The sequence below is a fragment of the Rhizobium sp. B21/90 genome (assembly GCF_019355815.1).
Taxonomy (GTDB): Bacteria; Pseudomonadota; Alphaproteobacteria; order Rhizobiales; family Rhizobiaceae; genus Rhizobium; species Rhizobium rhododendri.
Window position 1 is genome coordinate 1,507,555 of the sequence record NZ_CP072163.1, and the last position, 12,171, is coordinate 1,519,725.

At 58.0% G+C, this 12,171-nt stretch carries 13 protein-coding genes; 6 read left to right on the forward strand and 7 right to left on the reverse strand.

Annotated elements, in window-relative coordinates; all coding sequences use genetic code 11:
* Window positions 1-236: 236 nt before the first annotated feature.
* Window positions 237-707, forward strand: a complete 471-nt coding sequence (locus J5278_RS24960; RefSeq protein ID WP_307877469.1) for a hypothetical protein — start codon at window positions 237-239, stop codon at window positions 705-707.
* A 28-nt stretch (window positions 708-735) separates the two neighbouring features.
* On the opposite strand, the gene J5278_RS24965 is transcribed toward J5278_RS24960, so the two are convergent.
* The 3 genes from J5278_RS24965 to J5278_RS24975 all read right to left on the reverse strand — a co-directional run bounded on the left by J5278_RS24965 (window position 736) and on the right by J5278_RS24975 (window position 2,801).
* Window positions 736-1,062 (reverse strand): hypothetical protein, encoded by a 327-nt coding sequence (locus J5278_RS24965; RefSeq protein WP_209186857.1) that lies wholly within the window; start codon window positions 1,060-1,062, stop codon window positions 736-738.
* Window positions 1,063-1,776, reverse strand: coding sequence for an SOS response-associated peptidase (locus J5278_RS24970; protein ID WP_209186856.1), 714 nt, complete (start codon window positions 1,774-1,776; stop codon window positions 1,063-1,065).
* A gap of 515 nt (window positions 1,777-2,291) precedes the next feature.
* Window positions 2,292-2,801 carry a hydrolase gene (locus J5278_RS24975; protein WP_209186855.1) on the reverse strand — a complete coding sequence of 170 codons (510 nt, stop codon included), beginning with the start codon at window positions 2,799-2,801 and terminating at the stop codon, window positions 2,292-2,294.
* Window positions 2,802-3,236: 435 nt separating this feature from the next.
* Between J5278_RS24975 and J5278_RS24980 the strand changes: the two genes are divergently transcribed.
* From J5278_RS24980 to J5278_RS25005, 5 genes are all read left to right on the forward strand, one after another.
* The gene (locus J5278_RS24980; protein ID WP_209186854.1) at window positions 3,237-3,449 is read left to right on the forward strand and encodes a hypothetical protein; all 213 of its coding nucleotides are present in this window, start codon (window positions 3,237-3,239) and stop codon (window positions 3,447-3,449) included.
* A gap of 446 nt (window positions 3,450-3,895) precedes the next feature.
* Window positions 3,896-4,042: a hypothetical protein gene (locus J5278_RS31700; RefSeq protein ID WP_374108306.1), complete on the forward strand. Its 147-nt coding sequence runs from the start codon at window positions 3,896-3,898 to the stop codon at window positions 4,040-4,042.
* Between the two features lie 592 nt (window positions 4,043-4,634).
* Window positions 4,635-6,128 (forward strand): CHASE3 domain-containing protein, encoded by a 1,494-nt coding sequence (locus J5278_RS24995; protein ID WP_247749440.1) that lies wholly within the window; start codon window positions 4,635-4,637, stop codon window positions 6,126-6,128.
* Complete coding sequence (locus tag J5278_RS25000) at window positions 6,125-6,562, forward strand: response regulator (RefSeq protein WP_209186852.1); 438 nt, start codon at window positions 6,125-6,127, stop codon at window positions 6,560-6,562. The genes J5278_RS24995 and J5278_RS25000 overlap by 4 nt, the downstream gene beginning before the upstream one ends.
* Entirely contained in the window at window positions 6,559-7,614 is a 1,056-nt protein-coding gene (locus J5278_RS25005) for a sensor histidine kinase (protein WP_209186851.1), read from the forward strand. The genes J5278_RS25000 and J5278_RS25005 overlap by 4 nt, the downstream gene beginning before the upstream one ends.
* Window positions 7,615-8,027: 413 nt before the next feature.
* On the opposite strand, the gene cyoD is transcribed toward J5278_RS25005, so the two are convergent.
* From cyoD to J5278_RS25025, 4 genes are read right to left on the reverse strand one after another with little or no spacing between them, the layout of a single operon-like run.
* Entirely contained in the window at window positions 8,028-8,411 is a 384-nt protein-coding gene (gene cyoD / locus J5278_RS25010; protein WP_209186850.1) for a cytochrome o ubiquinol oxidase subunit IV, read from the reverse strand.
* The gene (locus tag J5278_RS25015; RefSeq protein WP_209186849.1) at window positions 8,411-9,028 is read right to left on the reverse strand and encodes a cytochrome (ubi)quinol oxidase subunit III; all 618 of its coding nucleotides are present in this window, start codon (window positions 9,026-9,028) and stop codon (window positions 8,411-8,413) included. Before J5278_RS25015 ends, cyoD begins: the two co-directional genes overlap by 1 nt.
* Window positions 9,025-10,980: a cytochrome o ubiquinol oxidase subunit I gene (gene cyoB, locus J5278_RS25020; protein WP_209186848.1), complete on the reverse strand. Its 1,956-nt coding sequence runs from the start codon at window positions 10,978-10,980 to the stop codon at window positions 9,025-9,027. Before cyoB ends, J5278_RS25015 begins: the two co-directional genes overlap by 4 nt.
* On the reverse strand, window positions 10,980-11,813 hold the full coding sequence (locus J5278_RS25025; RefSeq protein WP_219258787.1) for a COX aromatic rich motif-containing protein: 834 nt from the start codon (window positions 11,811-11,813) through the stop codon (window positions 10,980-10,982). The genes cyoB and J5278_RS25025 overlap by 1 nt, the downstream gene beginning before the upstream one ends.
* Window positions 11,814-12,171: the final 358 nt, after the last annotated feature.

Sequence of the window (12,171 nt, forward strand, 5' to 3'; positions counted from 1 at the left end):
CTCTCGGCGACGACCGAGCTGCCACGTCAGACATCTCGATGCTCCCTTCTATAGATAGCGCGACGTCTTTCCGTCAGCGAAGGTGCATCTTCCTCATTTAAACCCATGGCCTTCCCTATGAGATCATCAGCTCGTTCGATACCTGTCGATCATTGCTTTCAAGGAACAGGACATTGCCATCGGCTATCGACACGCACATGCTTTCCGTCGCTACGTCAAAAAGGCGCGCCCCGAGAATGGGCGACTTCCGAGGGTTGCGTGAATCGTTCCCTTACCTGTTCGTCGAGGCGCGGTGCGTATTCTTATACGCCTGGCGAGACGGTACTAACGGCGATTTCAGTGACCGTTACCCGCTTGTCTGTCGTTGGGTCTCACCCTATCGTGCCGCAATGATGACCGATCCGCCAGACGATGCCTTCTGGCAAGCACTTGAGCGATCTGCCGATGGCTATACGCAAGGCCTGTTCGAAGGGCGACGATGGGGGGTGACCGTCAACCGCTCCGCCGATCGCAAACGCGTCTGGCTCTATGCCGAAGACCTGGTCGGATCCGACATAATCAGTTTCAATCTCTACCGTCTGAATGACGCAGGGCTGACACTGAAGCCGTGCGAGATGTCATCCGACAAGGTCGTGACCTTCGTGCTCGGCTTTGTCACGGGACCATCGGCATCGACGGCTGCAGTCTCAAAGCCGATCGCACCCTAAACCTGCCATTCGACCGGGAGCGACCTCTTCAGTTGCAGCAAGCGGCCCACCAGTCTGCATAAGGTGTGTTCTGGGCGAGCTTGCGATTGTAATCCGGCGCGCCATCCTCCCACCAGACAGGCCCGCGCTCCCCAAGGGCGATTTTGGCCTCTTCGACCCGACTGCGCGCCGCAGTCGTTGCGTCCTTTTCCCCTTTGGCATCCCGAACGGCCCGACGGGCCGCCATCAGCTCGCCGACCAGTTGGACGCGTCTCGGCTTATCCAGACCAGGATTGCTTTTGCGCCAGAGCCTGCCCCGCACCACGAAATACCGGCCATCCGGCGTGTCTGGATAGACGCGCTCGCTTTTTGCCATTCAAAGGAGCGCCGACAACAGGTCTGCGGCTTGGCCGGGACGCCCGCCCAGTCCGCCGACCGCCGTGTATCGCGGCAGAACCGTCATTTTCTCTTCCGGCAGCGGTCGCTGGAGTTTCCTGGCCTCTTTCCAGTCTGCCGTCATCCAGATCTCGCATTCCTCTCGTGTCGTCAAAAGCACCGGCATGGCTTTGGGATGGATCGGTTTGACGAGATCGTTGGGGTCGGTCGTCAGGAAGGCGTAGATGTCGTGCTCGCCTTCGCGCGGCGCTTTGATCGGACCGCGGGCACCGGTCCATCGCGTATGAATGCCTGCAAGGGCGAACACCGGCTGGCCTTCGTTCAAGGCGAACCACCGCAAGGGCTTCCTGCCCGTTTCCGGATCGGCCAGCTGTTCATATTCGCTGAACGCGGTTGCAGGAACAAGACAGCGGTTCTTGACCCCAAGCCACTGCTGCCAATGCGGGATCCATGTCTTGCGCACATTGGTCACGCCCTTGTCCGGCTTGCCGCCAAGGTGGACATCCGGGGTCGGCATGCCCCAGACCGACATGACCAGCTCCCGTTCACCGTCGGCATCGACACGGATGATCGGGCCTGGACGGTCTGGGTGGACGTTGATGGATGGAGGTAAATTGCCCTCGCGATATCGGGTGACATCGATGAAATCGCGGATGGCTTGCTGGTTGCTCGTCAGATTGTACAGATTGCACATTACGCTACCCCCCGGTGTCATACTGAAGATAGTCCATGCGTTGCGCCCGGCAACCGTGGAAGAACAGGAGATCGTCTCGTTTTGCCGTCAGCGGATGAGACACTGCCGTGCTGATAGATGCAGGACCATTCGACCCGACGGCAATGAAGGCGATAGGGCGCTCTTGCCGGGACCCTCCCGGGCACGTTGTCAAGCGTGCCAGAAATGGAACCCAACATGAACATCATCAGGACCTGCGACGAGCCCGGATCGTCGCCGGACGCGTGCTGCAAATAACTGCCCGAAACACCACGCGATCCGATCAAAGTTGGATTGTCGCTGGAGGACCCAGATAGGCATCCAAGCCTGACGCCTCCGGCAGCTTCACTGGGGCGCCGCTGCTAGCTGCCTTGGCCAATCTCGTGTGCCAACCGCTCAAGCTCCGCGATTTCGTAAATTGTGCTCATCTTTTTCATCCCTCCTTGTCGTCAAAACACTAGGGCTTGGCATATCGACGGCCAGAACCAAGAACTTCTTTAAGAGGCGGAATTCGAGCGGGCGGTTTTGGCGAGCAATTCAGACAACAGACGTGGGTGAAACCCTTGAGCGTCAACGCCTACATCGTATTGCCTTGGCAGGGGTTGGAGCCTGCCATGAGAGTGACCGTGCAAGTTAATAGATTTTTTCCCGACCTTATTCCATGTCCGGAAAGGAAAATGGCAAAGCACTAGAAGCTGGCCGTCGACCTCAATCTCGGCGTAGTGAAGGGTGTCGGTCCATCTAGACGCCGAGAGAACACTCTCTGGATCGTTGTTGCCGATGATGAGGCGCTTGCGGCCATTTAACTTTTCAAGAATCTGATCGCAATCTCCGCCTCTGGACGACATGAAGTCTCCCAGATGCCAGACTTCGTCGTCATTCCCGACCACGCCGTTCCAGTTTTCGACCAAGGCGGCATCGTGGGCGGCCAAGTCCAAAAAAGGCCGCCGGTCGATATTAAGGACCCTCCGGTCTGCGAAATGCGTATCAGCGGTGAAATAGATCATGTGTCCACTTTAATTGAGAATACGGGTGCCACCGTAGGCAAAAAGCCGTTCGTTCGGGACCCACAGTATTAAGAGTCATGAGAATCGCCTCGGCCGCCACATCTGGTTGGCTCCTCGTGCGATTGGTGGCGTAAGGGGTCGACAATCCGGCCGCAACCGTGCCTGCTGAGGTGGATCGCGAGCACAGCGGAATAAGGATGACTTGCTGGCGAAAGGACCGGCGCACCGATTGTCCATACCCCGAGGTAAGTCTCGATCGCAAGCACGGTCAATGGCGCAAATCCCGCGGCCAGTAGCCATGCGAGGTCGGACGTGAAGGCGATGCCTCGGTCGGGATACTGTGTGGCCGGCCGTGGCGCCGTGGCGGTCAAGTTTCAGATCCCCCTTGAAATCAATCGCCGTACCGCTACGTCGTCATAGCGCGTGGGAGCAGCAATGGCTTACGAAAACGATATGCAGATCGTCTATGACGCGGTGACCAAATCCGCCGTAGTCATTTTTCGCGACGTCTTGAGCATTCTTGGCCCCTTCCAAAGCGCACGCTCCGCATATGACGCTGGTGAGCAACACTGTCGCGACAACGGCTGGGACGACTCTCTCGATCCCGATGCGCCGACTACGCCTTTCGGGGCGATTGTGGATATATGATGTCAATCCAGGACGAGACGCATCCGATGGCGGCGCTTTCCTTTCACGCGTTCAGGAAGCAAGCACTGATCCAAGCACAGTCGGATAGCGTAATCGGCGGATCCCTAACGTTTTACATCGGAGCTAGCCGCAAGTCGCAGACGCCGAAGTCGCTCCGATTTCTCATCTAAGCAGCGCCGTTCCTCCTGTGCTGTCTCCATTGCCACGCGATTTGTATGTTCGAATTCAGCCCTGCGTTGTTGCACGGTCAGGGTCTTTTTGATCCGGCTTACCATGGTCACCATTAGTGAAAATGAATGTCCTCATTTAAATGGTGCCGATCTCGCAGCGCGCCAATGCCCTGTCCGCGAACGGACAGAATGAGTCTGGCGGAAGACCGGGCCGGCGCTAGCCCGAGCAAGTTTGGTCAGGGTGAGGCATCAGACCTCCTCAACAGAAGATCAAAAATGCCCAACGACACAAAAACTATCCTTGCAACCTTCGATACCCGTGAAGCTGCCGACGCAGCGATGGAACATCTCGTCCAGCAGCAAGGTGTGGAGCGGCCAGACATATTCGTACAGGCCAGGGTCGGGCAAACGCCGCTGGCATAGCTCCCTCTGGAGAAGACGTCGCCCATGACGGAGGAGACCGCGAGGACGGCCTCTTTCAAGGAGAAATTGCAGTGTCCGTGGACATCCGTGACGATCAAAGCTCGGCTGTCCGACGAATCTTGGGCGAAGCTGGGGCTCTCAGGGTTTCTGCGAAATAGCGCGGCAAGGATTACGGGACCAAGTCGGGTAGGTCGTTCCCGACCGCTGGAGACCGCGAAGGTTTCCGGCAGAGGACTTGCCGGTCTTCGGGCTCTGAACAAGATCGCAGGAGGTTGGGTGACTGTCCTGCAGGCCTTTCAGGCCGCCGGGTTGGGCGGAAGGGCATGGACGAAAACGGCGGTTTCCCTGTCGTCGGGTTTGATGGACGCGAAGCCGTTTGGCGGGTCAAACCACTTCACCACTCCTGTCGCCATCACAGCTTTCCAAGATTTGAGCGCAGGCAGGATAAACGGTCGGATGTCGGGTACCAAGATGCTCGTTTGTGCACAGCAATTCCGATTCCGACGATTGAGCAAGGCTGCCCCTGTGTTACAGCTTTCCAAGGACCATGGTTGCCGCTAAGACCGGACGCAACCTTAAGCCTGGGACAGATATGAAATCCACAACCACCTTCATTCGCTCGACCCTGATCATGCTTGGGGTAGGGGTTGCCGTGTTGCTCGGCATCGTCGGGTTCTCACTCTGGTTGGCAAACCTCAATAGCAACGTCGCCGATGAAACTGCTTCGCTTCGCAGACTCCGCACTTCGATCGTAAACGTGCTGACGTCTGTCCAAGACGCGGAAACGGGGCAGCGCGGTTTCCTTTTGACGCAAGATCGATCTTATCTCGCTCCTTATGACAAAGCGCTCGCGGAGCTTCCGGCCAAAACCAAGGCTCTTGCAGACAATGTTTCGTCGCGGCCCGAATATGCAATGCGACTGCCTGATCTCGACATGGCAATCGATGCCAAGATGGCCGAACTGGCTGATACGATCGCGCTCACGAAGGGCGATGACCTGGGGGCTGCCCGGTCACGAATGAAGAGCAATGACGGCCGTGACCTGATGGATCGCGTTCGCTCGATCCTGAACGACTACATGTCGATCACCGATGACCGCTTACGCGTGCTGGTCGCCCAGCAGCTATCGGCGGCAAACACGTTGCAGTGGGTGACAACAGGCGGCGCGATCGCAATCGTCTTCGTTCTCGGTGGTGCGCTCTTCGTCATTTTCGGCCATGTGTCCGAACTGTCGCGGACACGCGAGGAGATCATGGCCCTCAATGCGGGTCTCGAAGAGCGCGTTGATGAGCGAACCCATGATGTCATCCGGGCCAACCAAGAGATCCAAAAATTTGCCTACATCGTCACCCATGACTTGCGGGCTCCCCTTGTGAACATCATGGGCTTCCTCGCTGAATTCGACACTTCGCTAAAGGCCGTCACTGCGTATGTTCTTTCGGAAGGCAAGCCGCTGAGCGAGAATGACGTGCGCGATGCTCGCCTTGCGGTTAAGGAAGATCTTCCGGAAGCGATGGGCTTTATTCGATCGTCGACCCGCAAGATGGATGCCCTCATCAACGCCATCCTGAAAATTTCGCGCGATGGTCGCCGGAAGATCCAGCCTGAGCGCGTTGCCTTGAAGGCGACAATCGATGCGACCATCGCCAGTGTTCAGCACCAGATCGTCGCTTCCGAGGGCAAAATCGAAACAACTATCAAAGTCGGCGACATCGTCACCGACAAGTTTTCTCTCGACCAGATCCTCGGCAATCTTCTGGACAACGCCGTGAAGTATCACATGCCGGGTCGACCATTGTCGTTGGCGGTGACAGCCTATCCCTTTGGCAAGGGTCGCATCCGGATCGACGTGAAGGATAATGGTCGCGGGATCGCGGAGAAGGACCACGAACGGGTTTTCGAGTTATTCCGCCGCGCCGGCGAGCAGGATCAACAAGGCGAGGGCATAGGCCTTGCGCATGTCAGATCGCTGGTTAGAAATTTGGGCGGCGATATTACCGTCACGTCGGAACTTGGCGCCGGCAGCACATTCATGATCGATCTCCCAGTCGATCTCACCAAAATCATTCGGAGTATCGAATTATGAAAGCCACCGGCCGCGAAGTAACGATCGTGATGATCGAGGACGACGAGGGGCATGCCCGCCTCATCGAGAAGAACGTCCGCAGGGCAGGCGTCCACAACGAGATCGTGCCGTTCACGCTTGGCAAGACGGCACTCGACTTCATTTTGGGTGAGAGCCGCGACGGGCTGGTGAGCAAAGACCGCTTCCTGCTAATTCTGCTCGATCTGAACCTACCGGACATGTCAGGCCTCGATATCCTTGCCGAGATCAAGGGAAACGAGCACACCAAACGGCTCCCCGTCGTGGTCTTGACGACGACCGACGATGAAGGCGAAATCCAGCGGTGCTACGACCGCGGTGCCAACGTCTACATCACCAAGCCAGTCGATTATGAGGGTTTTGCAACCGCCATCCGCAACCTTGGCCTGTTTTTCTCGGTAATCCAAGTTCCATGACCGAGCCGGATACCGGACCGCGTGTCCTCTATATTGAGGACGACGAGGGGCTCGCGGCTCTGGCGCGGCGCATGTTGACGCGGCAAGGCTTTGAAATCGTCCCAGCCAGCACGGTGGCGGGAGGTCTGGCCCGGTTCCGGGGCGAGGTCGTCGACGCGGTTGTCCTCGACCACTACCTGCCAGACGGCGTCGGGATGGACTTCCTGAACGACGTCGGATCGTTGGCCGGTCACGTCCCTATTGTGTACGTGACCGCATCGGACGAGGCAAAGGTCGCAATCGAAGCCCTGACAGGCGGGGCGACGGACTACGTCGTAAAGACCGTTGGCGAGGATTTCTTCCCGTTGCTGACAGCCGCCCTCAACAAGGCAATCGAGACCGCCCGGCTCAAGAAGGACAAGGAGCGATCCGAGCATCTCTTGCTGGTCGCAAAGGAACGGGCGGAGCTGATGCTGGCGGAGATGAACCACCGCATCGCCAACAGCCTGTCGCTTGTTTCCGCTATGATCAGGATGCAGATCCAGGCCGTGTCGGGCGAGGAAACCAAGGACGCTTTGGCTGAAACCCAAAACAGGATCTCGGCGGTCGCTGAATTGCACCGGAGTTTATACACCTCCGACGATGTGGCCGAGGTGGACCTGAAAAGCTACCTGGGTTCATTGATCGCCAGTATGGAGAACGGCTCCCTGAGATCGCAAGAGCCTATTACCCTTACGCATAGGCTCGAACGTATCTTGGTCTCGGCCGATAAGGCGGTCGCACTCGGTGTTATTCTCACCGAGGTTCTGACCAACGCCTTCAAATATGCCTATCCTTCGAACGGTGGCGAGATCCGCGTCGAGATGGCCTCGGTTGACGGCGTGTGTCGTCTGTCGGTTGAGGACCACGGCATCGGGTTTGATCCGTCCTCGAAACCGCGAGGCACCGGACTGGGTTCGAAGCTGATCAGGGCGATGGCTGCGAACCTGGCGGGGCAGATGAGCTACGCCACTCCGCCCTGTGGTGGGACTGTTGCAACTATTGAGTGGAATGCGCTGTCTCATGATGCCTAGTGCGACCTGGATCTTTCTAAGCAGGGATTGTACCGCAACGTCGCCTTTTGGCAGTTCAACGCGACCTGTATGCCATCTGTGAACTTTGGATCATCGGGAGCGCACAAAAACAAGCCGTGCGGAGCACGCATCAAGCAAGAGGTGAGGAAAAGCCCGCAGACGCGCAGGGCGTTGTCAAAGTCTGATGCCCGGCGACCCGCCACTCGCAGTTCATAGCGTGCGCTGCGTCGCGCGGGCCGGTACCGGTCTGGCAATCTCACCTTCCAAACGACGATCGGCTTTTGCCATTCAAAATCCCAGATTCATCACGTCTGGACACCGATTTCAGAGGGGACCCGGTCCTACATTCGATTTTAAATTGCAGCGTTCCCCGACATCACCGTATTTGCAGCGACGCAAGTCCACGATCTTCGCTATCCCATATCCATAAGATGTGCGGTTGGCATCATGTTGACGTTGAGATTGTGGATGATCATCATCGAGCCGAGTACCACCAGTCCAACCACGAAAACCCCGAAGGCCAGTGCCAGAACATTGTTCGTGTCCTCTGGCCCGCTCGATATATGGAGGAAAAACACCAGGTGGACGCCCATCTGGCCGATGGCCAACGCAGCCAACAAGACCGGGACGGCGGGAGCGTAGACAAGATCTGTTTGCGCGGCCCAGAAAGATGCCACTGTCAGCAGGAAGGCAAGGATCAGACCCGCGACATAGCTTTTGATCGCTGCCTTGCCTTTGCCGTGCTCTCCTGGAGCTTTGGCCCCCTTGTTGCTTTGGCTGCCGGTCGCATCTGCCATCAGCTTGCCCCTAGATAAACAATGGTGAAAACCCCGACCCAGACGATGTCGAGCGCGTGCCAGAACAGGCTGAAGCAGAACAGGCGCCTCAACACCATGTCTCGCAGCCCAAGGGTTGCAACCTGCGCCATCATGACGATGAGCCATAGCAGCCCTGCGGTCACATGCAGTCCATGGGTGGCGACAAGGGCAAAGAACGCCGACAGGAACGCACTGTGCGTCGGCCCGGCTCCTCGCGCAACGAGATCGATAAATTCGCTCAGCTCAAGTCCGACGAAACCAATGCCAAGGACAAAGGTCCCGAGTGCGGACAGGTAGATCAGTATCCGCTGCCGGATCTCGACCCCGACGGTCATCAGACCGCAGGTGAAGCTCGACAGAAGGAGACAGGTCGTCTCAATGAACGTATGGGTCCGGCTGAACAGCTCGGGTCCGGTCGGTCCTCCCGCAGTGGACTTCGACAGGACCGCGTAGGCGGCGAACAATCCTGCAAAGACGACAATATCGCTGAGAAGGAATAGCCAGAAGCCGAACCGGACGACCATCTCCTTGGAGGATGGCCCACGCTCGGCAAGGGGGATTTTGGTGTCGTCACCGCTAGCGCTGGCGTCACTCATGCCGAAAGCCCCTCGCTCGCGGTCAACTCATGAGCGGAAATCGTGGTCTCCGTGGACGTCCGCCAGGCATAGATGAGGCAGGCCACCACAAGACCCAGACCGCCCAGGATTGCCATCCACCAGATGTGCCAGATCATCGAAAACCCCAGGACGACCGCGAAGAAGGAAAGGGTGATGCCGATCATGGTGTTCTGTGGGACTTCGATGGCATCGACCGGTTCTCTGCGGTCGTGGCTATCGCCATTTTGCTTTGTCTTCCAGAAGGCATCCAGGCTCGTCACCTTGGGAAGGACGGCATAGTTCCATGCCGGAGGCGGGGAGACTGTCGACCATTCGAGCGTGCGGCCATTCCACGGATCGCCCGTTTTGTCGAGGTTTTGAGCGCGGTTGCGGATGCTGACGATGAGCTGGAGCACGGTAAAGACGATCCCGAGCAGGATCAGCACCGCTCCACCGAGAGCAATGATCATCAGTGGCTGCCACGTCGGATCGTCGTAGTGCTGCATGCGCCGGGTCGCGCCCATCAGGCCAAGAAGATAGAGCGGCATGAAGGCCAGATAGAAGCCGACGAACCAGCACCAGAATGCCGCCTTGCCAAGGGGCTCGTTGAGCTTGAAACCGAATGCCTTGGGAAACCAGTAGTTATATCCGGAAAAGGCCCCAAACAGGACGCCGCCGATGATGACGTTGTGAAAGTGCGCGACCAAGAACAGGCTGTTATGCAGGTTGAAGTCCACAGGCGGGATCGCCAGGAGGACGCCGCTCATGCCGCCGATGACGAAGGTCACCATGAATCCCAGTGCCCAGTAGATCGGCAGCCCGAAATGGATGCGCCCGCCATAGAGCGTGAACAGCCAGTTGAATATTTTGACGCCTGTTGGGATTGCGATGATCATCGTCATGATGCCGAAGAAGGCATTGACGTCGGCACCCGCTCCCATCGTGAAGAAATGGTGCAGCCAGACGAGAAACGACAGGACGCAGATAGCCATCGTCGCCGCCACCATCGAACGGTACCCGAACAGGGACTTGCGCGAAAACGTGGCGATCACCTCCGAGAAAACCCCAAAGGCCGGGAGAATGAGGATGTAGACCTCGGGGTGTCCCCACGCCCAAACCAGGTTCACATACATCATGGCGTTACCGCCAAGGTCATTGGTGAAAAAGTGGAAACCGAGATATCGGTCCAATAAAAGCATCGCGAACGTTGCGGTCAGGATCGGAAACGCCGCGATGATCAGGAGGTTCGAGGCAAGCGCCGTCCAGCAGAAGATCGGCATGCGCATGTAGCCCATGCCCGGTGCCCGCAGCTTCAGGATCGTCGCCGTCAGATTGATCCCGGACAGCAGCGTGCCGAGCCCAGAAATCTGTAGCGCCCACAGATAGTAGTCGACGCCCACACCCGGAGAGTAGGTCAGCTCCGACAACGGTGGATAGACCAGCCAACCCGTCTTGGCGAACTCGCCGATGACCAGCGACAGGTTGATGAGCAGCACGCCCGCCGCCGTCAACCAGAAGCTGACCGAATTCAGGACGGGGAAGGCGACATCCCTGACGCCCAGTTGCAACGGAACCGCAAAGTTCATCAGGCCGACCATGAACGTCATTGCCACGAAGAAAATCATGATCGTCCCGTGGGCCGAAAATATCTGATTGTAGTGCTCAGGCGGCAGGTACCCTTGCGCCCCGTTGGCTGCAAGGGCCAACTGGGTCCGCATCATGATGGCATCGACGAAGCCCCGCATCAGCATCACGAAAGCCAGCATGACGTACATGACGCCGATCCTCTTGTGATCGACGCTGGTGATCCATTCGTTCCAGAGGTACGGCCACCACCCCTTCACGGTGATGAGGCCTAGCAGCGAAAGGGCCATCAGCAAGACGATGCCTGCGGCTATCAGCGGAATAGGCTGATTAAGGGGGATGGCGCTCCAGTCGAGCCTGCCGAGCATCAAGGCATCTCCATCGCTGTCGGGGTCGGTGGGGACAGATTGGTGGACTGTTGCATACTCCCGCCTGATTTCGCGACGATCGTGTTGAACAAGCCCGGCTGAACCTTTCCAAAAGTCTGGACGAGCCGTGGCGTGTTGGCGTCCGCCAGGTGGGTGTAGGCGGGCTCGTCCAGCGTGTTGCCACCGGCTCGGGCCGCGTCGGCCCAGCTGTTGTACTGGTCCGGCGGCAGGGATTGGACGTCGAAGACCATGTCGGAAAACCCCTTGCCGCTGAATTGCGCCGACTGCCCGTGAAATGTGCCCGCGTGGTCGGTCTTGAGATTGAGTTCAGTCACCATCCCGGCCATCGCATAGATCTGGCTCCCGAGCTGGGGGATCAGCAGGCTGTTCATTACCGAAGCCGAAGTGATTGACAAGTGCAACGGACGTCCGACGGGGACGACGAGGTGGTCGACTGTCGCCACGCCCTCCTCTGGGTAGATGAACAGCCATTTCCAATCGAGCGAGACAGCCTGCACGTTCAAGGTTTTCTGGTCAGAAGCAATCGGCTTGAAAGGATCGAGCTTGTGTGTGCCTAGCCAGGTTATCCCCGCGAGGAAGAGAACGACCAAGGTGGGGACGGACCAGACGACAAGTTCAATGTGGCCCGAATAGGTCCACTCGGCCCTGTAACGGGCCTTGATGTTGTTCTCGCGGAACCACCAGGCGAAGGCGACAGTTCCGAGAATAACCGGAACAATCACCGCCAACATGATCGCCGTGGCATCGAAAAGGATCTTCGCCTCTGATGCAGCGACAGGACCTTCGGGGGCCATGATACCGCTTGTGAACACGTTTTTTTCCTGAGCTGCCGATCGTCGGGCCTTGGGCCTCATTGGCGAACTATGCTGATCGGACCGACTTTCAAGACAGCGGCTCCAGGATTTCCTGGCTTGACGGAACATTGTTTCAACCGCCGGGTTTTCCTCGTCAACGAGCTCCCACCGCGAGCCCACCTAGCCGCCGGAGGATAAATTGCCAAACGATCGTCCTAAACCTTACCGCAGAATGACAGCCTTCGTCGTCGCAGCTCTCGTCGTCGCGTTTGCGTTGGCCGCTTGGTACTCTTACCAGGTGCATCCCGGCGACCCGCAAAAGCCTGCGGGTGCGGCAACGACAGCAAACTGATCGACCTCGCGTTGTCGTGCTGGC

Excerpts from the sequence above, each read along its gene's own strand:
- J5278_RS24960 (WP_307877469.1), top strand. The coding sequence starts at position 237 with ATGGGCGACTTCCGAGGGTTGCGTGAATCGTTCCCTTACCTGTTCGTC.
- J5278_RS24965 (WP_209186857.1), bottom strand. The coding sequence starts at position 1,062 with ATGGCAAAAAGCGAGCGCGTCTATCCAGACACGCCGGATGGCCGGTAT.
- J5278_RS24970 (WP_209186856.1), bottom strand. The coding sequence starts at position 1,776 with ATGTGCAATCTGTACAATCTGACGAGCAACCAGCAAGCCATCCGCGAT.
- J5278_RS24975 (WP_209186855.1), bottom strand. The coding sequence starts at position 2,801 with ATGATCTATTTCACCGCTGATACGCATTTCGCAGACCGGAGGGTCCTT.
- J5278_RS24980 (WP_209186854.1), top strand. The coding sequence starts at position 3,237 with ATGGCTTACGAAAACGATATGCAGATCGTCTATGACGCGGTGACCAAA.
- J5278_RS31700 (WP_374108306.1), top strand. The coding sequence starts at position 3,896 with ATGCCCAACGACACAAAAACTATCCTTGCAACCTTCGATACCCGTGAA.
- J5278_RS24995 (WP_247749440.1), top strand. The coding sequence starts at position 4,635 with ATGAAATCCACAACCACCTTCATTCGCTCGACCCTGATCATGCTTGGG.
- J5278_RS25000 (WP_209186852.1), top strand. The coding sequence starts at position 6,125 with ATGAAAGCCACCGGCCGCGAAGTAACGATCGTGATGATCGAGGACGAC.
- J5278_RS25005 (WP_209186851.1), top strand. The coding sequence starts at position 6,559 with ATGACCGAGCCGGATACCGGACCGCGTGTCCTCTATATTGAGGACGAC.
- cyoD (WP_209186850.1), bottom strand. The coding sequence starts at position 8,411 with ATGGCAGATGCGACCGGCAGCCAAAGCAACAAGGGGGCCAAAGCTCCA.
- J5278_RS25015 (WP_209186849.1), bottom strand. The coding sequence starts at position 9,028 with ATGAGTGACGCCAGCGCTAGCGGTGACGACACCAAAATCCCCCTTGCC.
- cyoB (WP_209186848.1), bottom strand. The coding sequence starts at position 10,980 with ATGCTCGGCAGGCTCGACTGGAGCGCCATCCCCCTTAATCAGCCTATT.